This window comes from Mesorhizobium sp. LSHC412B00, assembly GCF_000503035.1.
Taxonomy (GTDB): Bacteria; Pseudomonadota; Alphaproteobacteria; order Rhizobiales; family Rhizobiaceae; genus Mesorhizobium.
The window spans coordinates 19,498-41,840 of sequence record NZ_AYWB01000011.1 but is presented as its reverse complement, the minus strand read 5'-3'; the positions used below and the strand labels follow the sequence as shown (position 1 = coordinate 41,840).

The following is a 22,343-nucleotide window of genomic DNA, read 5'->3' as shown; positions in this document are numbered from 1 at the left end:
GGGGATCTCCACCACGACAGGATTCTATCACATCGATTGCGGCGACGTGGTGACGCTTGAAAAATCCTCCGGGAAGGCGCTACGTCCCGCCGTCGGCGCTTCAGCCGCAATGGAGATTTGAACGTGACACTATCGATGTATGAAGCCTCGGTGCCGGTGTTTTCGGCCAGGCTGAAGGCGCTGTCCGGCGTGCTGTCGGCGGCCGAACAGAATGCAACCGAGCGCAAGATCGACCCGCAGGTGTTTTTGACCGCGAGGTTGGCGCCCGACATGTACGCGCTGGTCAGGCAGGTGCAGGTCGCCACCGACCACGCCAAGGGCGCGCCATCACGGCTGGCCCGTCGCGAGGTGCCGAAATACGAAGACAATGAAGCGACCTTCGCCGAGCTTCAGGCGCGCCTGACCAAGACGCTCGATCTGCTGGCGTCATTCTCGGCCGCCGAATTCGATGGTTCGGATGAAAGGGTGGTCGAACTGAAGTTTGGCCAGCGCGAAGCCTCGATGCCCGGCATGCAGTATCTGCTGCATGTCGCCATGCCCAACTTCTATTTCCACGTGACCACCGCCTACGACATCCTGCGCCACAATGGCGTGCCGCTGACCAAGGGCGCCTATCTCGGTAATCGTTGACGAATTGCGCGTTGCGAGGTTTCCCGGCCGCTGCCGGGAAACTTCGTATGACGCTGGTTCAGCGCCAAGGCTTACTCAACGCAGTGACATTTCGCGCGCGATGCGTGGGAAATCGGCCGGCTTGACGCCGATGTCGGCGCGGTCGGCATTGCTCATCGCGTGCAGCAGTGCCAGGGCGGAACGATAACGCTGATGCTCCTGCGGACGCGGACGGGCAAACATTTCAGTGAAGAACCCCATGATTCGGCCCCTTGTTGATCCTCCACGGCGCCGAATATAGGAAAATTGTGAAGATTGTGCAGTGCAGCATTTGCATGGCAGCCATGCCAAGCGAATTTTTTTCGGCACAATTGCCGCGTGCGCTGAAACTTGTGGCGCATCCCCACCGTATGCATAGACGCTGGCACATGGCCGGCTTTTCCTCGCCACTCCTGGCGAATTTCCGGACTGCATGCAAATGCAGTCCGGCTTTTTGTTGGGTCTTGCGCATCGCCAACCGGGCCCGCCCAAACCTCGCAAACGCCTAAACTGGTTAAGATCAGCGGCATTCATTTTTAACGAGCCGGTTCTATGCTGCGACCGGCTCTGTTCGCACGCTTAAACGAGGGGGAGGCTGACATCGGCGCCAAGCGGGATTTCGCTTCCTTGCTCGACGATCTGTTCGTTGCCTCCGACAAGGATGAGGCGGCGGAAGAGACGAGCGCCCGGCCGTCGATCCCGTTCGACTATCTCTCCGTGGCCGACGAGCTTCATTCCGGCCGCATCAAGGTCTCGGGCGAAACATTCGCCGCCGAATACCGCGAGGCGGGAGCCGATCTGGCCGCAGAATTCGCGGCCCTTCTCGATCATGCCAAGCTGGCGCTGGCCGGCGAGGAGGCAAAGCCCGAGGAAAAGCTGCCGCCGATCGACCCTGACGCGATCGCCGTCGAGCTCGGCCTCGATCATCCCGTCAAGAACGCCGATCTCGGCCGCATGCGCCGCAGCTTCGCCTTCGCCAACCACCCCGACCGCGTCGCGCCGCATCTGCGCCAGCGCGCCATGATCCGCATGCAGGTGGCCAATATGCTGATCGATGAGGCCAAGCGGCGCGCGCTGGCCGGCGCAAGGCGCTAACTTTTCCTCCTTCACGCAAAAGTCGGTCCGCTGAGGGTTGGAGAGCGGCGCCGCTTTCCCTATAGATGCGACTTCCTTCCCGCGCTGTCGCGCCCAGCATTCCCGCCGGAGAAATTCCATGCACAAACGCCGTCTCGGTCGGACCGATCTTCTTGTTACCCAGATCTGCCTGGGGTCGATGACCTGGGGCGAGCAGAACACCGAAGCCGATGGCCACGCGCAGATGGATCTGGCTTTTGAGCGCGGCGTGAATTTCATCGACACCGCCGAGCTCTACCCGATCCCGCCCAAAGAGGAAACGCAGGGGCGGACGGAGAAGTTCATCGGCAGCTGGATGAAGGCCAAGGGCAACCGCGACAAGGTCATCCTGGCCTCGAAAGTGGTCGGCCGCACCGCCAACAGCTGGTTTCGTGGCGGCCGCCCGTCGAAGCTGGTGCGCGCCGACATCTTTGACGCCATCGACAAATCGCTGGCCAAGCTCGGCACCGACTATCTCGATCTCTATCAGATCCATTGGCCGGAGCGCGACATCCCCTGGGGCGCCAACCCGACCCGCGTGGGTGCTGTGCCGCGCCGTGCCGATGCCGTTGGCGCGCCGCCCGGCGAGACGCCGATCGCCGAGACGCTGGCTGTCTTCGATGAACTGGTGAAGGCAGGAAAGATCCGCCATCTCGGCCTGTCGAACGAAAGCTCCTGGGGCGTCATGCGCTTCATTGCCGAGGCCGACAAGGGCGTCGGCCCGCGCGTCGTTTCGCTGCAGAACGCCTACAATCTGGTCAACCGCACGTTCGAGGCGAACCTCGCCGAGGCCTGCGAACGCGAGGATGTCGGCTTTCTCGCCTATTCGCCGCTGGCGCAGGGCTATCTCACCGGCAAATACGACCATGGCGCACGGCCGCAGGGTTCGCGCTCGCAGCTCTTCAACCGCGGCCAGCGCTACGAGACGCCGAATGCGGCGGAGGCACAGCTCGAATACAATGAGCTGGCGCGCTCCTTCGGCCTCGAGCCGGCGCTGTTTGCCAACGCCTATGTCGCCAGCCGGCCTTTCGTCACGTCCAGCATCATCGGCGCGACGACCATTGCCCAGCTTGAGATGGCGCTGTCGTCAGCCGATGTGACCTGGACCGACGAGATGCAGAAGGGCGTGGATGCGATCCACCAGCGCGTCGGCAATCCGTGCCCATAAGCAGACCGTTTGGCCGGAATTGCCGAGCAAAGACAAGGGGAAGGGGACAGCCATGGATTTTCCGATCGAGGCCGTCAGGGGAAAATTTCCGGCGCTGGACCTGACCGACAAGGGCCGCCGGCGCATCTATCTCGACAATCCGGCCGGCACGCAGGTGCCGCAAGCGGTTGCCGACGCGGTGGCGCGCTGCCTCCTCACCACCAACGCCAATCTCGGCGGCTATTTCGAAACCACGCTTGCCGCGCAAAAGGTGTTCGACGACGCCCATGAGGCGATGGCCGATTTCCTGGGTGCAGCGAGCGCGGAGGAAATAATCATCGGCGCCAACATGACGACGCTGACCTATCACATGTCGCGCACGCTCGGCCGCGGCTTCAAGCCGGGCGACGAGATCATCGTCACCCGCATGGATCATGAGGGCAATGTCTCGCCCTGGCTGCAACTGGCCGAAGATCTTGGCCTCTTGGTGCGCTTCCTGCCTTTCGACGAGAACAGCTGGCAGGTCGAGGAGGCGGCGCTCAGCGCTCTGCTTACCGACAGGACAAAACTCGTTGCGCTGAACTATGCCTCGAACCTCACCGGCTCGATCAATCGGGTGAAAGCGCTGACGGCCATCGCCAAACAGGCCGGCGCGGTGGTCTATGTCGACGCCGTGCAGTTCGCGCCGCATGGGCTGGTCGACGTGCAGGATCTCGGCTGCGACTTCCTGATCTGCTCGGCCTACAAATTCTTCGGCCCGCATATGGGCATATTGTGGGGACGCCGCGACATCATCGATGCGCTGCAACCCTACAAATGCCGTTGCTCTTCCAATGGCCTGCCGGAGCGCTTCGAACTCGGCACGCCGCAGATCGAACTGATGGCCGGGCTTACCGCAGCGGTCGATTACTTCGCCGAACTCGGTGCTGCGGCCGGCGAGGGCGGTTCGCGCAGGCAAAAGATCGCAAAGGCATACGAAGTGTCGATCGCCTACGAAAACCCGCTGGCGCTGAGGCTGATCGATGGGCTGTCCGCCATTGAGGGCCTGACCATCCGCGGCATCACCGATCAGAAGCGTGTCATTGAGCGCGTGCCGACCGTGTCCTTCACCGTCGACGGCATCGTGCCAGAGACGATCGTGCGGCAGATGAATGCCGAGAACATTTTTCTATGGTCGGGTCACAACTACGCCTGGGAGATCGTCCACCATCTCGGCATTCCGGCCGAGCAGGGCGTCGTGCGCATCGGTATTGCGCACTACAACACGGCGGCAGAGATCGACGAGACGTTGGAAAGCGTGCACCGGGTGATCGCCATGCTGAGGCAGCAGCGCTAGTCAGCTATCGCTGTTTGCCGCCGAAACCGGTGAGGAACGCCGTGAGATTGTCGCCGAGCGCGTCGCAAAGATAGCCGCCTTCCTGGACGATAACCGTCGGCAGGCCGAGCTTGGCAATTGCCTCGCCGATCCGCGAGAAACCGGGCGTGGTCACCGAAAGCCCGCCGAACGGATCGCCCTCGAACGCATCGAGACCGAGCGCCACGACCAGCGCGTCCGGCGAAAAGGCGCGGATACGCTGGAACGCCACTTCGAGGGCCTCCAGAAACGCCGCGTCGGCTGATTTGCGCGGCAATGGCAGGTTGAAATTATAGCCGAGGCCCGGACCTTCGCCGCGCTCATCGGCATGGCCCCAGAAGAACGGATAGAAGCGCACCGGATCGGCGTGCAGCGACACCGTCAGGACGTCGGAACGCGTATAAAAGATGCCTTGCGTGCCATTGCCGTGATGCAGGTCGACATCGAGGATCGCCACCCGCGCTGCCTGCTTGCGCAACACCTGGGCCGCGACCGCTGAATTGTTGATGAAGCAGAAGCCGCCGGCGACATCGGCAAAGGCATGGTGCCCGGGTGGCCGGCAGAGCGCATAGGCGGCGGGCGCGCCAGCCATGACGGTTTCAGCCGCCTCGACCGCGCTCCAGGCGCTCCACAGCGCGCTCTGCCAGGTCTCGGCCGAAATCGGGCAAGCGGTGTCGGCCATGTGGTAGCCGGCCTGGCCGACCGCCGAGGCCGGATAGGACCCTGTGCGGGCCAGTGGATGGATGTTGGGGATGACTTCCGCGGATGCGCTCTCGATGCGCTGCCAGCGCGCAAAAATGTGTTCGAGGAAGGCGAGATACTCCGGCGTATGCACGGCCGCCACCGGGCCTAGGCCATGTTCCCTGGGCCGCTCGATCATCAATCCGGCGGATTTTGCGCCGGCTAACAATCGCTCTACCCGCTCCGGCTGTTCGGGATTGGGCTGCGGCGCACCGCTGGACAGAAAGGCCTTCGGGTCGTGGCGTTTCTGCTCCTCGGCAAAGAAGGCTTTCATTCCGCGTCCCCATCCTGCGCTGCATCGGCAAAGGCGAAAAAGGCATCGCCAACAATCTTCTGCGTCTGCTCGTAGCTCGACCAGGCGATGCCCAGTCTCTCATAAAAAGCCTTGGCGCCGTCATTGCCGGTGTCGACGGACAGCCTGAGATAGGCGCCGCCATCCCGGCGGCAGTCGCGCGCGACCCGGCGCAGCAGTCTTTCGCCGATCTTGCGGCCGCGAAACCGGTCCTCGACATAGAGGTCCTGGATATAGACGCCGGGCCGCCCCATCCATGTCGAGAAGATCGGGAAATGCAGGCAGAGCCCCGCAAAATCGCCGCCGATCTCGGCGATCAGGGTGGAGAAGGCGGGTTTGTCGCCAAAGCCGTAGCGGCGGAGATCGTCGGCAGTGGACGTGATCTCCTGATGCGCGCCGATATGGGTGCCGAGCTTGAGCAGCGCGGCATGGATGGTGTCGACGTCGTCGATGGTGCCGGGGCGGAGGGTGACTGTACTCACGATAGGCAAGGCGCCCAGGCACCCCCCGCTGTCCTGCCGGACATCTCACCCTCAAGGGGGGAGATTGGCAGCTTTGGCGCTGCCATCCATTTTGCAACGATTGAGATTGGCGAAGGCCGCAGTGACATCCGATCTCCCCCCTTGAGGGGGAGATGGCCGGCAGGCCAGAGGGGGGTGTGCCAGAACGCCATCATCGCAGATCAATCATCTCAAAACGCCACCCTATCGCCACCCTTCAGCGCCAGCATCTCGCGCGCCTCGGTCGGCGTTGCGACTTCCAGCGACAACCCGTCGAGAATGGCGCGTATCCTGCGCACCTGATCGGCATTGGATTTCGCCAATTGCCGTCCATCGTAGAGACTGTCCTCCAGCCCGACGCGGACATTGCCGCCCATCGCCGCCGCGATCGAGATCAGGGGCATCTGATGGCGGCCGGCGGCGAGCACCGAGAACTGGTAGCTGTCGCCGAACAGCTTGTCGGCGATGCGCTTCATATGGATGAGATTGTCGGGATCGGCGCCGATGCCGCCGAGAATGCCGAGCACGAACTGGATGAACAGCGGCCCCGACACCAGCCCGCGGTCGCGAAAATGCGCCAGCGAATAGAGATGGCCGACATCGTAGCATTCGAACTCAAAGCGCGTGCCGCAGCCCTTGCCGAGCCTTTCGAGCACGCCTTCCATATCGGCAAAGGTGTTCTTGAAGATGGTGTCGCGCGTGGCTTCGAGCAGCTTTGGTTCCCACTCGTGCTGCCACTCCCTTGGCTTGTCGAGCATCGGGAACAGCGCGAAATTCATCGAGCCCATGTTGAGCGAGCACATTTCCGGCTCGGCCCGCAGTGGTGCCGCCAGCCGCTGGTCGAGCGTCATCAGCGACGAACCGCCGGTGGTGATGTTGATCACCGCATCGGTCGCTTGCTTGATGCGCGGCAGGAACTGCATGAACACCTCAGGATCGGCGGTCGGCCGGCCGTCTTTGGGATCGCGGGCGTGGAGATGCAGGATTGAGGCGCCAGCCTCGGCCGCCGCGATGGCGTCGGTCGCGATCTGGTCCGGCGTCACCGGCAGATAGGGCGACATGGACGGGGTGTGCACCGAGCCAGTGACCGCGCAGGTGATGATGACTTTCCTCGGCGCCATTCTTTAGCCCTCAGCCTTCGACCGGCAGGTCGAGTTCGGCGGCCAGAACTTCCAGCGAATCGCCGATGATGGAAATGATCTCGCCGACCTCTTCAGCCGTGACGATCATCGGCGGCGCCACCATGAAATTGTCGCCGTCGACACCGCCCTTGACCCTGCGGCCGTAGATGATCAGCCCGCGCTCGTAGGCGAGGTCGAGCAGGCGCTGCGTGGCTTTCTTGCCCTGTTCGATCGGCCGTAGAGTTTCGGGATCGGCAACCATCTCGGCGCCGGTGAGCAGGCCTTTGCCTCGGACATCGGCGATGAACGGAAAACGCTTCGCCAGCCCTTTCAGCCCGTCCATCAGCACGTCGCCCATCGCGGCGGCGTTGGCGATCAGGTCGAGGCGGTCCATCTCGCCGAGCACGGCGAGCCCGGCCGCGCAGGCGAGCGGATTGCCGGCATAGGTGTGGCCATGCTGGAAGCCGCCCGACGCCAGCAGCGGCTCGACCAGCCGCATCGGGGCGGCCAGCGCGCCGAGCGGCGCATAGCCGGAGCCAAGCCCCTTCGACAGCGCGACGATGTCGGGCTTGCAGTTCCAATGGTCGCCGCCAAGGAATTTTCCGGTGCGGCCGGCGCCGCTCATCACTTCATCATGGATGAGCAAGATGCCGTAGCGGTCGCAGATCTCGCGTATACGCGGATAATAGCTGTCCGGTGCGACGAGGGCCGAAGTCGCCGCACCGCCGATCGGCTCCATGATGAAGGCGAGCACGCTGTCCGGGCCCTCGGCCTGGATCTTCTCCTCCAGCATGTCGGCATAGCGGACGCCGCGCTGCTCCATCGAAAGATTGTCGCGGTCGCGCCATGCCGTCGGCGCCGGCACGGTCGGCATCACCCGCATCATCGGTGTGAACGTTTCGGCCAGCGCATCGTCGCCGGTTATCGAAAGCGAACCCAGCGTGCCGCCATGATAGGAGGGAAAACGCGTGATAACCTTCCAGCGCTTCGGCTGGCCGGTCGCGACCGCCCATTGCCGCGCCAGCTTGATGCAGGATTCCGTCGCCTCCGAACCGCCGGAGACGAAGAAGATTCGGTCCATGCCCTCCGGCAGTTTGCCGGCGAGTTCCCGCGCCAGTTCTTCCGCCGGTTCGTTCTCGAAATGCAGCCGGTAGGCGAAGGTGGCGCGGTCCATCTGCCGCTTCATGGCGTCGAGCACGTTGCGGTTGGAATGGCCGATATTGGCGACCATCGGCCCGCTCGATCCGTCGATGAAGCGGCGGCCGTCCTGCGTCCACATATAAATGCCTTCGGCGCGGTCGATCAGCGGCCGCCGCAGGCTGGAGAGGTAGAACAGGTGCGATGGCGCGCGCACTTCTGAACCGGCGGAGGAGGGCTTCTGCATGTCAGGTCTTTCCGAGGTAGCGATCGATTACATTCCTGGTCACGCGCTCGACCATCGGATCCTGCCTGAGCAGGCCGGCCACCCATTCGCAGCTTCCGGCGTGGAAAACCTCGCCCTTGCCGCGCGGGAAATTGACGATCATGCCGTTGCCGCGTTTGACCTTTTCCAGATTGGCGTCGGTCGCCTCGCCAAACAGCGTTTCGGCCGTAAAGCGGCCATCCTCGTCGGTGAGAAACTGGTCCTCGATCGGGATGTCGGCGCTTTCCTCGACCTGGCTCGCCACGCCGACGGCCAGCACCTGCAGCCCGTCAGGCGCACCGCTGTCCGGTGTCGGATAGGGCAGGCCGCCGCGGATCTCGAAATCGAGCCCGTCGACCTCATAGCCATAGACATGGCTGTCGGCGCCGAGCAGGTCGCCATAGTACATGCCGGTGCCGGCAAAGGCCCAGTGCTCGGGCCGATAGACCGGAAAGCCGCGCACGCCGCGCGGTGCGCATCCGCCCCAGCCGGCATAGACGCCGCGCGTTGCGTTGAGGCCGAAGGTCATTGCGCCGGGACGGCCGATCTCCGGCGCTTCCCAGGAATTGGTGGCGCGGGTGACGTCGCCGCCATAGGCCGGGTCTTCGGCGCGCGCCCGGTATTTGTAGCAGACCTGCCGGCGGCCTTCGTCCTCGAGCCTTGTCTGCCACATGAAATTGCCGGCAAAGCGAGCCGCATGACCGCCGCGCTCGACGTAGCTGTCGACGGCGTCCCGCATCTCCCAGGTCCAGTACTCGTCATGGCCGACGAAGACCACACAGTCATAACCATCGAGGATTTCGGGCGAGAAGTGCAAATCGTGCTGGCTGGCGAGATCGACGCCATAGCCGGCGCGCTCGGCAAAGCGGAAGAAGTGGCTGTCATAGCTCGCCCAGCCGGAGGAGGTGTATTTCTTCGAATGTCCCGTGGCGTACGCCCATTCCATGTGCGGATAGCGCGGCACTGTTTTCGGCGGCACGGCAACCTCCAGCGGCACGCGCGGCGCGTCCTTGGGCAACACCACGAAGCCACGGCACCAAGGCCGCTGCGTCGACACCATGCGCGCATACTGGTCGCGGCCCGGGCCGGTGATGCCCTGATAGGCGTTGGAGCCGCCCCATGTGTTGTAGGACAGCCAGGTGCCGGTCGCCGCCACCTGCAGCACGCGACCGGGTTTTCTGCCGGGCAGGGGCGCGACGATGATGAGGTGATGGCAATGGATGGGCTCGCGCCCGTCCGCCGTCAGCGTCAGCCGATAGGCGCCGGATGGCCAATCGTCGCCGATGCGAAATTCGAAAGACGCCTCCCAGCCGCAGCCTTCGACCGAGCACTGGTCGGGCGTATCCTGCCAGCGCGCCGAAAGCCCCGTTTGCTCGAAGACCTTTGTCTCGCTGCCGCCGTCGCGGACAATGACAATGCTGAAGCGCGGCGCCGTCGAGCTGACATGCAGCGTCACGGTCTCGCCGGCGCGGTAGGAAAATCGATCAGAATAGCACCAGATCTCGCCCCGCTCGCCGTCCATTCCCGGCCATTCATAGTAATGGCCGCGCACTGCCTCGCGGCGCTGCTCGGGCGTCAGTCCGAAATCGGGAAATTCGGTTGGCAGATGGGTCATGAACACCGGAAAAGTGACAGGCCGCCATTTCGGCCATCTGCCGGCCAAGCGTCAAATGGAAACGATCGGGCCAGCAATTGCATACGACACAATTGCTTGGCCGCTCTTGGCCGCACCCGGCAAACCGACTATCTCAGGCGAGGCGGTATGTTCCGCCTCGGGAGCCGGCATGCTGAGAGTGCAGAAGGTCAAGGTCGACGACATCTACGTGCCGACGGCGCGCAAGAAGACGCTGCATCCCGAAACGGTCCGGCACCTGGCCGAAGACATACTGGAAAACGGCATGAAGACGCCGATCCAGGTTCGCAATGACGGCAAGCGCCACATCCTGGTCGAGGGCCTGCACCGGCTGGAAGCCGCCAAATGGCTCGGCGAGACCGAGATCGACGCCTATCTGGTGCAGGCCAAGCGCCACTGAGGCGCGCGACCCGATCGAAAACAGCCAAACCGGTCATTCTTCCGCGGATTTTTTCGCAGGGCATGTCGGCATGCGGCGTGCTCGCTCGTCCTTGGGGCGGAACCCGAGGAGACCGACATGTCCAGACCAATCTATTTCGCCATTCTTGCCTCGGTCGCTGCCTTGTTTGCAGCGCCCGGCCCAGCCAATGCAGTGGAGACCAAGCCCGCCATGACCACCGAAGCAACAGCCATGCCGAAGCCGGAAAAGTCCGGCCTGCTGCCGATCGACGGCCTGAATTACTACTATGCCGTCTACGGCAAGGGCGAACCGCTGCTTCTGCTGCATGGCGGCCTTGGCACGTCGGACATGTTCGCGCCGCTGCTGCCGAAGCTGGCGGAAAACCGCACCATCATTGCCGTCGACCTGCAGGGCCATGGCCGCACCGCGCTCGGCGAGCGACCCTTCAGCCTGGAGGGGATGGGCGACGACATGGCTGGTATCGTCAAGGCGCTCGGCTATGACAAGGTCGACGTGCTTGGCTATTCGCTGGGCGGCGGCGTCGCCTTCCGTATGGCCGTCCAGCATCCCGAGACGGTGAGACGTCTGGTCCTGGTCTCGACCGGCTTCGCCGCCAATGGCTTCTATGACGAGATGCGCGGCCAGCAGGCGCAGGTGAGCGCGGCCGCCGCCGATTTCATGAAGGACACGCCGATGTACAAATCCTACGTCGCCGTCGCCCCACGTCCCGACGATTTCCCTAAACTGCTCGATGCGCTGGGCAATTTCATGCGCAAGGATTACGACTATTCCGCCGATGTGGCGAAGCTGAAGATGCCAGTCATGCTGGCCTATGGCGACAGCGACATGTACAAGCCCGAGCACGAGATCAAGTTCTACCAGATGCTCGGCGGCGGGCTGAAGGATGCCGGCTGGATGCGTGAGAACCTGTCGCAGAACCGGCTGGCCATCATTCCCAATCGCACCCACTACGACGTCTTCTTCGCACCGGAGCTGACGGCCGCGGCACTGCCCTTCCTCAATGGCGAAACCAAGGTGAAGACCTGGGACGAAGTCCTCAGCGAAACGAAATAGCTTGCCTGAAAATACATGCCGGCCGTCTCGAAGAGGCGGTCGGCTTTTTTGTGCCTGCGAAGCTACGGAGCCTTGGCGCAGCCATTGGTCCTATCGGCGCAATCGATGGCGCCATCAGGGCTTTTCAATTGACCGGAAGGTACCTGTCGATATCATCAAGAGACCTTCAGTGCGATGGGTTCGAATGATGACGAAATACCAGGGCGGATGCCATTGCGGGGCAGTGCGCTACGGCACCGAGGCGGCGCCGCTCAACCAGCGCGTCTGCCATTGCCGGCGCTGCCAGAAGGTGATCGGCGCGGCTTTCAATGCCCGCCTTTTGTTTCGCATCGACGATGTCACCGTCGAGGGAGAGGTGGCGACGGTCAACACCTCTCCGGACCTCAAGCGCGGCTTTTGCGCCGCTTGCGGCACCACGCTGTTTTCCCGACGCGACTCCGCCGGCATCGTCGGCATCACCACCGGCTCGCTCGACGATCCCTCGCTGTTCAAGCCGGAAATGCATATGTGGACCGCCTCGAAGCAGCCCTGGCTGCAGCTAGATGACGGCCTGCCGCACCATGAAGGCGCGCCGCCTCCGAACTGACGCCGGCCTGACCGGAAATTAATCCCGAAACCACGACATAGCCGGCAAAGCGTCATTGGCGGGCCATGATTGCCTGCCTATCTGTCGTCTGCGGGCCGGTATCGAGGAGACGACAGATGAGCGACAGAATCAGCACCCTGGACGAGCTTTTGAGCGATCCGATGGTCCTCCTCGTGATGGAGCGTGACCGCGTGCGCCCCGAACAGGTTCGCCTGCTGCTCGAACGTGCCCGCCGCCCGGCCGCCGACGCCGTGCCACCGGCGCATGTGGTGGCGAAAAGCTGCATGCAGCAATGGCTGGGAAGGTAAGGGCTTCCCCTTCTCCCCTTGTGGGAGAAGACAAGAGGGCCAATTCCTAACAACTTGATTCAAACTTTGTTGGTAATTTCTCGTTAGTAATCGAGGCCGGTTTGTCCGGCGGCGTCTGTTTGCCTTCGGTCTGTTGTGTTTTGCGTACAGGTCCAGATGCGGATTTCAGGCGTCGTCAGTTTCATGTTGGCATCGCTGTGGCTTGCCGGCTGTTCGTCCACAGCGGGCGTCGATGGCTTGCAGCCGTCGAACGAGACGACCAGTTCGGTCGTGCGTCCGAGCGCGCCGGTCACAGCGGCTCCGGCGGAGACCGCCGACCTCGCGCCGATGCGGTCCGACATGGTGGCCGACAACGCTGTGGCCGACAATGCGCCGCCCTTTTCCATGGTCGAGGAAGAAGAGGCCATCGTCGCGGGCACGCCGCAGGGGAGCACCAGACCACAGCTCGAGCCCGCCGCTCTGATGTCTGCGCCGAAGCGGTTGACGCGCGCGGCGCCGGCCATGCTGGCCTCGCCGGTCACCCGCTACGGTTTCCGCGACGCCAAGCCGATCAATTTCGGCAAGGCTTCGCCACGCTACCTTGCCGTCCACGGCGTCGACGTCTCGCGCTGGCAGGGCAATGTCAACTGGGGCAAGCTGCGTGCCCAGGGCGCCAACTTCGCCTATATCAAGGCGACCGATGGCGGCGACCATCTCGACCCGATGTTCATGAAGAACTGGCGCAATGCCGACGCCGCCGGGCTGAAGCGCGGCGCCTATCATTTCTTCTACTGGTGCCGCACTGCGGGCGAGCAGGCCGACTGGTTCATCCGCAATGTGCCGAGGGTCGAAGGCGCGCTGCCACCGGTAATCGATGTCGAGTGGAACGGCGAATCTTCCTGCAAGCGGCGGCCGTCGCGGGCCACCGTGCTGGAAAAGATGAAGGTGTTCATGGACAAGCTGGAGCGCCATTACGGCCAGCGGCCCATTATCTACACCGCGCCGGATTTCTATCGCGACAATCTCAAGGGTGCGTTTCTCGACTATCCGTTCTGGCTGCGCGCCGTGGCGCGGCATCCCTCAAAAGTCTATCCCGGCCGCAAATGGCTGTTCTGGCAGTATTCCGGCTCCGGCCTGTCGCACGGCGTGACCGGCCGCATCGACCTCAACGTCTTCCATGGCGACGAGCGCGCCTGGCGGGCATGGGCAGGCGGGCAGACGACCGTCGCCGACGCCGACTGAACGTCAGGCAGGTGCCGGTGCGCCTGCGCTGCCTGCCGATGCGCCTTGGGTTGAATTTTCAGCGTCTCGCTAACGATCCGCTCACTCTGTCCTTTAGCGGTATCGCAACAGCCTTCCGGTAACGTGCCCGTGATCGGGTTTCGGAGGGGTCCATGCGCAATCCAGTTGTGGCTGTCGCTCTTGCCGCCGCTGTCGGCTACGGGTTTTTCAGTTCGCTCGGCCATATGCCGGGCGGAAGTGCCACTTCGCTGGCTGAGTCGAAGCAGAACGTCGTGTCCTATTCGACCGAGGACAAGGCGATGCAGGCCGCCAAGGACAGCGGCCGCTCGACCCTCAAGCGCTTCCACGAACTGATGGACGCCGGCACGCCCGGCACCTACACGGTAAAATTCCCGCTGACCCAGAACGGCGCCACCGAGCATATCTGGCTGCAGCTGGTCGGCTACAGCGAAGGCTCTTATATTGGCCTGCTCGCCGACGTGCCGGTCAATGGCAACAAGTACAAGATGGGCGACAGGATGACGGTGACTGAGGCCGATGTCGAGGACTGGATGATCAAGAACGGCAAGGTGATCTACGGCGGCTACACCACGCGCCAGGCGCTTGCGGATATGCCGAAGGAGCAGGTTGCAAAGTACGGGTTGACCTTCAAGGACTGAGGGTTGAGGCGGGGGCGAGTTTTATCGCGGTGCCTAGAGGGCTGTCGCGCTTTTCGCGTTCGCGTATCTCTGCCGTCTGCGCCAGCACCCAGTCGCGAAACACCTTGATTTTGGGCGCGTTGCGGCGGCTCTCCAGATGCACCAGCCAATAGCCGTCGCCGTCCGATCCAAGCACGTCGAATGGCTGTATCAACTGGCCCTTTTCCAACAGGGCGCTGTAAAGGTTTTTGGTCAGGATCGCGGCGCCCTTGTCGGTCAGCGCCGCCATCGCATCATAGGCCTGCGTACCCAGTTTCGGGCCAGCGATGACGCGATCGGGCTCGAACGGCACGCCGGCAGCCTTGAACCAGATTTCCCACCAGGGATCGTCGGCACAGCATAGCGGCAGTTGGTAGAGATCCTCGGGGCGGTGGATGCCGCCGACGCTTTCGGCGAGTCTCGGGCTGAGCATCGGCGTATAGTCCGCCTTGAACAGATAGTGAGCCGTCAGGCCCGGCCATTTTCCACTGCCGGTGCGAATGCCGACATCCATGTCGCCGCGCGTGAAATCGACCAGCCCGTGCGATGTATTCACCTTCACGGCAAGATCGGGATGCATCAGCTGGAATGTTCCAAGCCATACGGCCAGCCAGTTCGATGCGAAGGTTTCCATGGTCGTCACCGACAGCACGCCGGTCGCTCCACCCTTGGTGGCGACCCATGCGTCGGCCAGGGTCGAGAACGCGCCTGTTGCGTGCGGCGCCAGCTGCTGTCCGGCCTCGGTCAGCGCGATCTGCCTTGTTTTTCTTATGAAAAGCGGCGTTCCGGCACGTTCTTCCAGCACCTTTATCTGATAGCTGGCAGCTGATTGTGTCATGCCGAGTTCTTCGGCTGCCTTGGTGAAACTGCCCAGCCGGGCTGCGGCTTCAAAGACCCTGATGGCTCCTAATGGTGGTAGTTCCCAGCTCATGACGCATCAATCCCGCTGATGCATACTACGCGACGTTCGATTGGAAACCAAGCCCGGAAAACGGCATGCTGCATTCATCGGATCAAACCCTGGAGGATACGGCAATGACCACCACCATCGCTCTGTACAACACGCTTCGCCGCCCGGTGCTCGACCTCTTCACCGCGCCGTTCAGGCCTCGCAAGCGCGGCCTGCTCGACCGCCGCTCGCTGTCGGATCATTTCCTCAGGGATATCGGTATGCTTGACGGACGCGTGCCTCCCGGCACCATTGGCTAAGCAAGCTCTTTGACCAGGGGAGGGAAAGATGACTGTGCCGTCCGAGGATCTGGCGAAGAGCCGCCAAACGATCGACGCCTATGAGGACTATGCCGAACGCTACGACGCTCTGGTGCGGCACGTTCCGAACCAAAGAGAACAGAAATGGCTGAAGCGCCTGGTGAAGATCGCCGGCAAAGGTGGCCGCATACTGGAAGTCGGTTCGGGACCCGGATACGATGCGGACTTCGTCGAAGGGCTCGGTGTCCAGGTTCGGCGCACAGACGCAACGAAGCGGTTTCTCGAGTTGCAGGCCGCACGCGGCAAGCATGGTGAGTTTCTCGATCTCATCACCGACGATCTCGGCGGCCCCTACGACGCGGTGCTGGCCTTGTGCGTCCTGATCCACGTGCCGCGCGATCAGACCGACCAGGTGCTTGCCAAGATAGCCGGGGCGCTGCGGCCGGGCGGCGCCTTCCTCGTCTCGATGCGCATTGGCGATGGCGAGAAGAGCGGCGAATATCATACGGTCTACTGGCGCAGGGACGACTTCGCGGCCCGCCTCGAAAACGCCGGGCTGGTCCTTGTCGGAGACGAATTCAACGTCGGCCGCGATCGCGAAGAGTGGACCACCTTTCTGGCTGTGAGGCCGTCATGACGCGCCGCGGACTGTTTTTGTTCGTGCTGCTCAGCCTCCTGTGGGGCATTCCCTATTTGTTGATCAAGCTGGCGGTTGCCGAGGTGTCGGTGCCCTTCCTGGTCTTTGCCCGAACAGCCGTCGGCGCCCTGGCGCTGCTGCCCTTCGTCCTTGTCCAGCGCAGTTTCGGATGGCTGAAGACACATTGGCGGGCGGTCGCCGCATTCTGTCTGGTCGAGATGATCCTGCCATGGGGGCTGATCACCCATGGCGAAGTCAGCATCGACAGTTCCACCGCCGGACTGCTGATTGCCATGACGCCGGCCGTAACCGTCGCGCTCTCAAAGCTGATGGGCTCGGATGAGCGGCTGGGGATACGCCGCTGGACTGGCCTTTTCCTCGGTTTTGCCGGTGTCTTCGTGCTGGCGCTGCCGACCTTGGGTGGCGGATTTCTCGCGGTCGTCGAGATTCTCATGGCCGCGGCCTGCTATGCCTCGGGTTCGATCATCGCGTCGCGCTGGCTGAACGATGTGCCGGCTACCTCGCTGACGGCAGTCTGTCTGGCAGGGGCCGCGCTGATCTACGCCGTGCCGGCGGCGTTGGCCTGGCCGGCGGCCGTGCCGTCGACAACGGTGGTTGGCGCAATCCTCGGTCTTGGCGTGTTTTGCACGGCGATTGCCTTCGCCACCTACTTCTTGCTGGTGCGGGAGATCGGCCCCGAACGGGCGGTCGTCATAACCTATGTGGCGCCCGCCGTCTCCGTGGCAGCCGGCGTGCTCGTCCTTTCAGAGCCGCTCGATATCGGCATTGTCGCGGCCTTCGCGCTCATCCTGTGCGGATCATATCTCGGCACGTGGCGCGCTCCGCCAGAACCGTCCGTGTCCGCGACCTCGGCAAGTTGGCCCGCGGCCGCCAGCCGCCGTCAGAAATAAGGGCGCAGGTTCTCGCGAATGCGGTCCAGCACCGTCTTTCCCGAGATATCGGCGGTGAAGGTCTTGCCGGTGATGGTCTCAAAGGCCTGCGTATAGACACGCGACGTCTGCTCGATGAGTTCGGCGGGGATTTTCGGAATACGGTCCTTGTAGGGATCGCAGCGCGCGGTCACCCAGGCGCGAATAAAGTCCTTGTCGAAGCTTTGCGGCCGCTCGCCTGCCTTGAAACGCTCTTCATAGCTTGCCGCAAGCCAGTAGCGGCTTGAGTCGGGCGTATGGATTTCATCGGCAAGGATGATGGCGCCATCCTTGTCCGTGCCGAACTCATATTTGGTGTCGACCAGGATCAGGCCGCGTTTGGCGGCCAGCGCCTTGCCGCGCGCAAACAGCGCCAGCGCATAGCGCGAGACGGTGTCCCATTGCTCTTCCGATAACAGGCCGCGCGTCAGGATCTCATCGCGCGTCAATGGCTCGTCGTGACCGCCATCGAGCGCCTTGCTGGTCGGCGTGATGATGGCCTGCGGCAGCTTCTCATTGTCGCGCAATCCGTCCGGCAGGCGGATGCCGTACATATCGCGTTCGCCGTTCTTGTATTTCGTCAGCACCGAAGTGCTGGTGGTGCCGGCGAGATAGTCGCGAACGACGATTTCCACCGGCAGAATGTCGAGCCTGGTGCCGACGACGACATTGGGGTCGGGATAATCGAGCACATGGTTTTGGCAGATGTCCGCCGTTTCCTCGAACCAGTAGCGCGCCGTCTGGGTCAGCAGTTCGCCCTTGAGCGGGACAGCGGTCAGGATCACATCGAAGGCGCTCAGCCGGTCGGTGGCGATGATGATGCGGCGGCCATCCGGCAGATCGTAATTCTCGCGGACCTTGCCTTTGTAGTGGTTCGGGAGTTCCGGAATGAAGGCATCCGAGAGAACGCGCAGTGCTGTCATCCTGGTCTCATGGCTCCTAACAGTTTGGGCGACTCTTAACAAAGTTGGCGGGGCTTCGATACCCGAGGAAGGGCGGTTCGTCCTTTGCGAATAATCAAGACATTGCCTTCGCCGTGCTATCTATTTGCAGCTTCCGGCACTCCTGGGGGACGCGGTGGACGTAGAGCTCAAATTTCTGATTGTCGGATTTGCCTGCGCGATCGCGGGCGGTCTGTCGTTCATCACCTTCGTCAAATGGCGCGAGGTGCAGGCGATGAGCCACTGGCTGCCGGCGCCGGGCAAGATCATCTCGTCGCGCGTCGAGGCGCGTGAAGTCAGAAGGTCGGGCGTCGGCTCGGACAGCAGCGACACCACCGAGATGCGCAATTTTCCGGCGGTCACCTTCGAATACAAGGTCGGTAAAAAGAAATTTCAAAGCTCGCGCTACAGCGTGAAGGAGAATCTGGGGAATTTCGAAGTCACCGAAACCTTGGCGCAGTTTCCCACCGGCGCTGAAGTGACCGTCTTCTACAATCCGGCCGATCCGGGCAAGGCCGTGATCGAACGCACCCTGCCGGACGGCGCCTTCAAGTTCATGGTCAAGCTCTCGGCCGGGCTGGTGATCGGCACGGTGGTGCTGGTGTTTTCGCTCGGTGGCGTGCTGGAGGCGATCCGGCCGCACCTGCCCAAGCCGCAGAACCTCGGCGCCGGAGCGCTGCTGCTGTTCATGGGCCTGATGATCCTGCGCATGGCCTTCGTCCAGAAGTCGCTTGCCGAGCAGGCGGCAAAATGGCGGGTCGCGCCCGGCCGCATCGATTCCTCCGGTCTGCAGGCGCTACGAAACTACAGCGGCCATCGACGCTGGAGCACCGTCTTCAAATCCCGCATCGTTTACAGCTACGGCGTCGCCGGCCAGCGCTACACCTCCGATCGCGTAACCTTCGGCGCCACGGTCACCGCTTCAATGCCCGGCCTCGTCAGCGGCCAAGGGCGCAGCTATGCGGAGGGCAGCAAGGTCGACGTGCATTATGACCCGGCCAACCCGGCCTCGGCAGTGCTGGAATGCCGGGTGCGTGGGCTCTGGCTGCTGTGGGTCTGTTCGGCCGCGTTTCTGGGCGGCGCGGCGTGGCTGGTCGGTTTTATCTGAGGCGCCACTTTCATGACGAGACATCCAATGATCGTCCGCAGGCTGGCCGTCGTTTGCCTGGCTCTGCTCGACGCCGTGCAGGCAGCGAGCGCAAAGGAATGTCTGCTCAGCCATGCCACCTACCGCGAGCCGCGTTCGGGCGCGGTGATGCAATTCCGGCCGCTCGACAATGAACCGGCGGCACTGACGGCCGAAGCGTTTTCGGTGACCGTGCCCAACACCGACACGCGCTTGCCGGCCGACATCGCCTGGACCAATGGCAAAAATTCGTTTCCGCTCGGCACCATCCGCCATGCCTGCACCGACGACGACCGCGAAGCGGGGCTGGAGGACGGCAGCGGGATGTGCCGGATATGGATGAGCCAGGTCTATGCCTTGACCGGAGGCGGCGCCGAGCAGCTGAATTCGCGCGAAGCGACACCGGCGCCGAAAGGGCTGTTGCTGCCCGATTTCGGCGCGGGCTTCACCGAATTTGCCGATTTCGCCAATGCCAATCCGGACGGCTCGGCGTGGGACGCCTTCACATTGACAGGATGCAGCGATGAATAGCGCCATGAGACCGATTGTCTGGATTTGCGTGCTGTTTGCCGCCGCGGCGATATCAGCCGCTGCATATGCGGACGAGCCGTCGCCGTCGCGCCCGCCGATCGACAAATGCGTCTGGGAAAAACTGGCCGACAAGACGGTTGGGCTGGCCGCTTGGGCGCAGCGCTGCGATTTCGGCTTCCGCCAGATCCATTTCGAGTTCGCCGGCAATGCGCTCGCCATCAAATACAGCGATGGCGGCACGCCCGATCCGCTGGTCGAGGTGTTCGACATTCAATCCGGCGAAACCGCAGAGGCCGCAGTGCTGCGACTGTTGCTGGAAAAGACCGACAAATCAGTCAGCGCCCGCTGCGTGCTGACGCCCTACACCGAGGGCACCGTGCCCACCGGCGTCAAACGCTACACATTCAGCCCCGATGCCGACTATGCAAAAGAACTGAAAGCGCTCGCCAATGATGAGGTCCCCGAACCGCCCTGCGGCGACTGGGGCGAAATGCCGGATGGTATTCAGTATTTCGAGGCGCCGGCGGGTGAGGGGCGGAGGGTGCTGTTCGTTCGGGCGGGGCAGGACGAGCCGCTGTTTGATGAGCAGACGTTGCGGGTGTTGCCGGCTAGCCAAGAGCCAAAATAGATTGAGCAGATGGCCGATCGCCATCCGACTAACTAACTCTGCCAAAGTGATTTATGACCTGCGGCGTTCAAAATTATATCGAGATACCGGGCCTTATCCTCGCGACTTTCCATATTGAAAGATTCGATTGCTTCCCTTTGGGCTATTTTGAGCGCAGGGCCGACTGCTCTTTCTACCAAGGCGGTGGCAGAAAAAACCAAGTAACAATTAATCCCTACGTTGGAAAGCGTGTCTTTTGCATGTTGAAAAGTTACGCTAGCTAAGGCGGCATTCTTAATTTCAGCGGATCCTGCGTGATCAGAGTTGGTGAAATCTATGGTCTCGGTCGCATGATATCTAGAGTTCTTCAGCATAAAGTCGATATGAAGCTTTCCAGATGGGCCAACCGGCAGGTTGGCCACAACGCGATGCCTATCAATATCTTGAATATCTCCGCTAAAGAGATCGTATTCCTTGAATATCTTGCGAAGATCTTTAGATAGTTTACTGCCGGGCTTCTTCTTGATCGATTGCCCTTTTGGCTTCTCAACGTATTCGGAGATTATGTCCGATATCCTTTGTTCGTATTGACTATCTGAATCGATCGTAAACCACCCAATCTCTGAAAGGGTGTAGCCCGTAGCCTTCGAGAGCCGAGCAACTCGTGCGTCCAGTTCGATTGATGAATCGTCGGACTCCCTGAGGTGCGTCGCAATCCACTCAACCGCCCGCGAGCTGACATTGAAATAGTTCAACAACTGGGGAGAAGCGTTCAATCTCACGTCAAGGCGATCCGACTTGAACACGACTAGGCCTACGTTCAAAACGTCGCCCCGGTGCGCGAATGGCACCAAGCGAATTAGAGCGTAGTTAAAGATATGCACCACTGCGGATTCCTTCGCCCACTTCGTCGATTTGGCGTCCAAATTCCGGACTCAAGATTCTAGTTATCAGCGAAGTTCGTGCATTTTTTGACAACCATTCCGTTGGTAGCCCTATCATTGCATTGTCGCAGATAAGCGCACGACCTTTATGAAACCGGTCCAGGAACGATCTGGCAAATTCCACAGAGAAGCCGTGTACTTTCCGTATCTTTTTACCGACCTGCACCGTGGGCATGCCTTGAGCAAGCCCAACGATGGAATTGTCATTCAAGATTGTTGAGCTGCCGAAGTCAATTATGTGCAGATTGGCGATCTCTTGACCGTCAATCAAGCCCGCCCGCTGGAACAGAAAATTATGATCGTGCCGATCAGGGTTGTAGATCAACTGATCAAAAGCATAGGTGGCTGAAAGCAAATTGCGGATGCCTGGCACGTTGAGATTGCCGGGACCATCAAGAAGCAGCATGCTGGCTTCCAAGTCGCTCATGCAATGCGTGATCGCCTGTGAGCCGAACACAAGTGCTCCACCAGGAGTCTGAAGCACCTTCATAGGAGGAACCGGCAGGTTCAAAGACCTTGCGAACGACGTACATATCCACTCGGTGGCGCAAACGTCGACCTCACCACCCATCCCTTTAACGAAATACCTCAACCCATCGTCACAGAGCGCCACACCAGTTTGGTGCTGCGTAGTCTGACGGGGATTTGGCTTGTACTCAGTTATTCTGAGAGGAATAAATTCCAATTGCGTCATAGGTTGACATCCAGCGTCCCAAAAATCCCCCTGTCGTATTCCGCCCCTGCTCGTTGAATCCCGAGGCCACTTCAAGTCACTCAAATTTTAAGGGCGTCAGGGAAAAAAGTCCACAAAAATCAACATAGTGGTGTCGGTTAATAAAAGAGAACCACATATAGTGCTGGCTTGCTTGGGCAAGGTTGTTGCCGGCCGCAACTGGGCGACCGGCAAACCCAACCTTGGGCGCTACTTTTTGCGCGGCGGCTCGTTCTTTGTGTCGCCGAAGCCGGGCTTGGGCACACGCTCGACCGTGGTTGTGTTCGGCCGGCGCTCTGCTTCCTTCACAGGAATGAATTGGCCGCTCTTTGAGCTTCGTCCAATGTCGAAAGTCTTACGCTCGTTGGTGGTCATTTGGATATCTTTCTTCTCGAACTGCCTGAGCTACCTCGACTCCGAGAACCGACTCCCCATATGATCACCTTGCTAGAGGAGATGGGATTTCGATCTCGTCGCCCCGCGTGGGCTC

General features: G+C 61.8%; 27 protein-coding genes. 16 read left to right on the top strand and 11 right to left on the bottom strand.

Translation table 11 applies throughout. The features are described 5' to 3' along the window. Positions 1-123: 123 nt before the first annotated feature. Positions 124-630, top strand: coding sequence for a DUF1993 family protein (locus X757_RS144970; RefSeq protein ID WP_023669071.1), 507 nt, complete (start codon positions 124-126; stop codon positions 628-630). 75 nt (positions 631-705) lie between these two features. On the opposite strand, the gene X757_RS1000000166800 is transcribed toward X757_RS144970, so the two are convergent. Further along, positions 706-870 carry a hypothetical protein gene (locus X757_RS1000000166800; RefSeq protein ID WP_023669070.1) on the bottom strand — a complete coding sequence of 55 codons (165 nt, stop codon included), beginning with the start codon at positions 868-870 and terminating at the stop codon, positions 706-708. A gap of 330 nt (positions 871-1,200) precedes the next feature. Between X757_RS1000000166800 and X757_RS144975 the strand changes: the two genes are divergently transcribed. From X757_RS144975 to X757_RS144985, 3 genes are all read left to right on the top strand, one after another. Next, entirely contained in the window at positions 1,201-1,743 is a 543-nt protein-coding gene (locus X757_RS144975; RefSeq protein ID WP_245275084.1) for a hypothetical protein, read from the top strand. Positions 1,744-1,861: 118 nt separating this feature from the next. Further along, complete coding sequence (locus X757_RS144980) at positions 1,862-2,929, top strand: aldo/keto reductase (RefSeq protein ID WP_023726911.1); 1,068 nt, start codon at positions 1,862-1,864, stop codon at positions 2,927-2,929. Positions 2,930-2,981: 52 nt separating this feature from the next. Continuing rightward, positions 2,982-4,244: a cysteine desulfurase-like protein gene (locus tag X757_RS144985; protein ID WP_023726910.1), complete on the top strand. Its 1,263-nt coding sequence runs from the start codon at positions 2,982-2,984 to the stop codon at positions 4,242-4,244. 4 nt (positions 4,245-4,248) lie between these two features. On the opposite strand, the gene X757_RS144990 is transcribed toward X757_RS144985, so the two are convergent. From X757_RS144990 to X757_RS145010, 5 genes are all read right to left on the bottom strand, one after another. Next, positions 4,249-5,277, bottom strand: a complete 1,029-nt coding sequence (locus X757_RS144990; protein ID WP_023726909.1) for a histone deacetylase family protein — start codon at positions 5,275-5,277, stop codon at positions 4,249-4,251. After that, positions 5,274-5,777: a GNAT family N-acetyltransferase gene (locus X757_RS144995; protein ID WP_031251395.1), complete on the bottom strand. Its 504-nt coding sequence runs from the start codon at positions 5,775-5,777 to the stop codon at positions 5,274-5,276. Before X757_RS144995 ends, X757_RS144990 begins: the two co-directional genes overlap by 4 nt. A 209-nt stretch (positions 5,778-5,986) precedes the next feature. After that, on the bottom strand, positions 5,987-6,916 hold the full coding sequence (locus X757_RS145000) for a 3-keto-5-aminohexanoate cleavage protein (protein ID WP_023697592.1): 930 nt from the start codon (positions 6,914-6,916) through the stop codon (positions 5,987-5,989). A 10-nt stretch (positions 6,917-6,926) separates the two neighbouring features. After that, positions 6,927-8,300: an aspartate aminotransferase family protein gene (locus X757_RS145005; RefSeq protein ID WP_023697593.1), complete on the bottom strand. Its 1,374-nt coding sequence runs from the start codon at positions 8,298-8,300 to the stop codon at positions 6,927-6,929. A 1-nt stretch (position 8,301) separates the two neighbouring features. Beyond that, positions 8,302-9,933 (bottom strand): N,N-dimethylformamidase beta subunit family domain-containing protein, encoded by a 1,632-nt coding sequence (locus X757_RS145010; protein WP_023726907.1) that lies wholly within the window; start codon positions 9,931-9,933, stop codon positions 8,302-8,304. Positions 9,934-10,102: 169 nt separating this feature from the next. Between X757_RS145010 and X757_RS145015 the strand changes: the two genes are divergently transcribed. The 6 genes from X757_RS145015 to X757_RS145040 all read left to right on the top strand — a co-directional run bounded on the left by X757_RS145015 (position 10,103) and on the right by X757_RS145040 (position 14,199). Beyond that, positions 10,103-10,351, top strand: coding sequence for a ParB N-terminal domain-containing protein (locus X757_RS145015; protein WP_023694150.1), 249 nt, complete (start codon positions 10,103-10,105; stop codon positions 10,349-10,351). A gap of 117 nt (positions 10,352-10,468) precedes the next feature. Further along, positions 10,469-11,425 (top strand): alpha/beta fold hydrolase, encoded by a 957-nt coding sequence (locus X757_RS145020; RefSeq protein ID WP_023690161.1) that lies wholly within the window; start codon positions 10,469-10,471, stop codon positions 11,423-11,425. Positions 11,426-11,612: 187 nt separating this feature from the next. Beyond that, entirely contained in the window at positions 11,613-12,011 is a 399-nt protein-coding gene (locus X757_RS145025) for a GFA family protein (RefSeq protein ID WP_023684918.1), read from the top strand. 116 nt (positions 12,012-12,127) lie between these two features. Next, positions 12,128-12,319 (top strand): hypothetical protein, encoded by a 192-nt coding sequence (locus tag X757_RS145030; RefSeq protein WP_023669058.1) that lies wholly within the window; start codon positions 12,128-12,130, stop codon positions 12,317-12,319. A gap of 156 nt (positions 12,320-12,475) precedes the next feature. Beyond that, positions 12,476-13,540 (top strand): GH25 family lysozyme, encoded by a 1,065-nt coding sequence (locus X757_RS145035; protein WP_023684920.1) that lies wholly within the window; start codon positions 12,476-12,478, stop codon positions 13,538-13,540. 152 nt (positions 13,541-13,692) lie between these two features. Continuing rightward, positions 13,693-14,199 carry a DUF2314 domain-containing protein gene (locus X757_RS145040; RefSeq protein WP_023726906.1) on the top strand — a complete coding sequence of 169 codons (507 nt, stop codon included), beginning with the start codon at positions 13,693-13,695 and terminating at the stop codon, positions 14,197-14,199. On the opposite strand, the gene X757_RS145045 is transcribed toward X757_RS145040, so the two are convergent. Then, on the bottom strand, positions 14,189-15,148 hold the full coding sequence (locus X757_RS145045) for a LysR family transcriptional regulator (protein ID WP_023726905.1): 960 nt from the start codon (positions 15,146-15,148) through the stop codon (positions 14,189-14,191). The two genes, X757_RS145040 and X757_RS145045, sit on opposite strands and share 11 nt — an antisense overlap. Before the next feature lie 104 nt (positions 15,149-15,252). On the opposite strand from X757_RS145045, the gene X757_RS1000000168580 reads away from it, so the two are divergent. The 3 genes from X757_RS1000000168580 to X757_RS145055 are packed head-to-tail and all read left to right on the top strand — an operon-like array spanning position 15,253 to position 16,974. Continuing rightward, positions 15,253-15,426 carry a hypothetical protein gene (locus X757_RS1000000168580; RefSeq protein WP_023669054.1) on the top strand — a complete coding sequence of 58 codons (174 nt, stop codon included), beginning with the start codon at positions 15,253-15,255 and terminating at the stop codon, positions 15,424-15,426. A 28-nt stretch (positions 15,427-15,454) separates the two neighbouring features. Next, entirely contained in the window at positions 15,455-16,063 is a 609-nt protein-coding gene (locus tag X757_RS145050; protein ID WP_023726904.1) for a class I SAM-dependent methyltransferase, read from the top strand. After that, positions 16,060-16,974, top strand: coding sequence for a DMT family transporter (locus tag X757_RS145055; RefSeq protein ID WP_023726903.1), 915 nt, complete (start codon positions 16,060-16,062; stop codon positions 16,972-16,974). The genes X757_RS145050 and X757_RS145055 overlap by 4 nt, the downstream gene beginning before the upstream one ends. On the opposite strand, the gene X757_RS145060 is transcribed toward X757_RS145055, so the two are convergent. Continuing rightward, the gene (locus X757_RS145060; protein WP_023726902.1) at positions 16,965-17,906 is read right to left on the bottom strand and encodes a phosphoribosylaminoimidazolesuccinocarboxamide synthase; all 942 of its coding nucleotides are present in this window, start codon (positions 17,904-17,906) and stop codon (positions 16,965-16,967) included. The two genes, X757_RS145055 and X757_RS145060, sit on opposite strands and share 10 nt — an antisense overlap. Before the next feature lie 163 nt (positions 17,907-18,069). On the opposite strand from X757_RS145060, the gene X757_RS145065 reads away from it, so the two are divergent. From X757_RS145065 to X757_RS145075, 3 genes are read left to right on the top strand one after another with little or no spacing between them, the layout of a single operon-like run. Further along, a complete protein-coding gene (locus X757_RS145065) occupies positions 18,070-19,041 on the top strand; it encodes a DUF3592 domain-containing protein (protein ID WP_023726901.1) in 972 nt (323 codons plus the stop codon). 12 nt (positions 19,042-19,053) lie between these two features. Beyond that, positions 19,054-19,590, top strand: coding sequence for a hypothetical protein (locus X757_RS145070; RefSeq protein WP_245264039.1), 537 nt, complete (start codon positions 19,054-19,056; stop codon positions 19,588-19,590). 4 nt (positions 19,591-19,594) lie between these two features. Then, positions 19,595-20,218, top strand: coding sequence for a hypothetical protein (locus tag X757_RS145075; RefSeq protein WP_245275083.1), 624 nt, complete (start codon positions 19,595-19,597; stop codon positions 20,216-20,218). A gap of 32 nt (positions 20,219-20,250) precedes the next feature. On the opposite strand, the gene X757_RS145080 is transcribed toward X757_RS145075, so the two are convergent. The 3 genes from X757_RS145080 to X757_RS1000000168575 all read right to left on the bottom strand — a co-directional run bounded on the left by X757_RS145080 (position 20,251) and on the right by X757_RS1000000168575 (position 22,228). Further along, positions 20,251-21,123 carry a DUF3037 domain-containing protein gene (locus tag X757_RS145080; protein ID WP_156933453.1) on the bottom strand — a complete coding sequence of 291 codons (873 nt, stop codon included), beginning with the start codon at positions 21,121-21,123 and terminating at the stop codon, positions 20,251-20,253. Beyond that, positions 21,068-21,835 carry a HipA family kinase gene (locus tag X757_RS145085; protein ID WP_023726899.1) on the bottom strand — a complete coding sequence of 256 codons (768 nt, stop codon included), beginning with the start codon at positions 21,833-21,835 and terminating at the stop codon, positions 21,068-21,070. The genes X757_RS145080 and X757_RS145085 overlap by 56 nt, the downstream gene beginning before the upstream one ends. Positions 21,836-22,063: 228 nt before the next feature. Beyond that, positions 22,064-22,228, bottom strand: a complete 165-nt coding sequence (locus tag X757_RS1000000168575) for a hypothetical protein (RefSeq protein ID WP_023711453.1) — start codon at positions 22,226-22,228, stop codon at positions 22,064-22,066. Positions 22,229-22,343: the final 115 nt, after the last annotated feature.